Annotated in this window: 2 protein-coding genes; both read left to right on the top strand. The window is 73.6% G+C overall.

The window, feature by feature from the left end; translation table 11 throughout:
- A partial coding sequence (locus tag ACFPZL_RS14035; protein ID WP_382336028.1) for an FHA domain-containing protein occupies positions 1-474 on the top strand: 474 nt, incomplete at its 5' end.
- Positions 471-675, top strand: a 205-nt coding sequence (locus ACFPZL_RS14030) for a PP2C family protein-serine/threonine phosphatase (protein ID WP_382336026.1), incomplete at its 3' end; no start/stop codon positions are given. The genes ACFPZL_RS14035 and ACFPZL_RS14030, both read left to right, overlap by 4 nt.

The raw sequence follows: 675 nt of genomic DNA, 5'->3' as shown, positions 1-675 counted from the left end.
GACGCGCCCCCGGCGTGCCCCGCGCCGACACCGGCGCAGGCGGTGACCCGGCCGACCGGCATCACGGGGGTGTTCGACGCGCCCGCAGCGCCGGTCCCCGATGACGGCGAGTTCGACGAGACCGTGGTCGTCCCCCGCCGCCCGACGACGGCGTGGAGCCTCGTGCTCCCCGACGGCGAGACCTTCGACCTCGGGCCCGACACCATCATCGGCCGCCGTCCGGTCGCCGCGGACGGAGCCGAGACCCTGGAGATCCCGGATCCGACCCGAACGCTCTCGAAGACCCATGTGCGCCTGCGGATCGAGGACGATCAGCCCACGGTCGAGGATCTCGGCTCGACGAACGGCCTGCTGCTGATCCACGACGACGGCCGCGAGGAGGACGTGACGCCGCACACGCGCGTGCCCGCTACTCCGCACATGCTCTTCGGCACGCTGCAGGTCACGCTGCATCGGCTCGGCGGCGCGGCGTGAACGCACGTCGCGAGCAGCCGCTGCTCGAGGTCTCCGCGCGCACCGACGCGGGTCTGCGACGGCGGCAGAACGAGGACTGGCTGCTCGCCGCCGATCCGTGCTTCCTGGTCGCCGACGGCATGGGCGGACACGAGGCGGGCGATGAGGCCAGCCGTGCCGCCATCGCCGCATTCAGCGAGGAGTTCACGGCGCCCGGGCCCG

The organism is Leucobacter soli (genome assembly GCF_042659205.1).
Lineage (GTDB): Bacteria > Actinomycetota > Actinomycetes > Actinomycetales > Microbacteriaceae > Leucobacter > Leucobacter soli.
The sequence above is the reverse complement of the archived record's forward strand: the minus strand, read 5'-3'. Positions and strand labels throughout refer to the sequence as shown.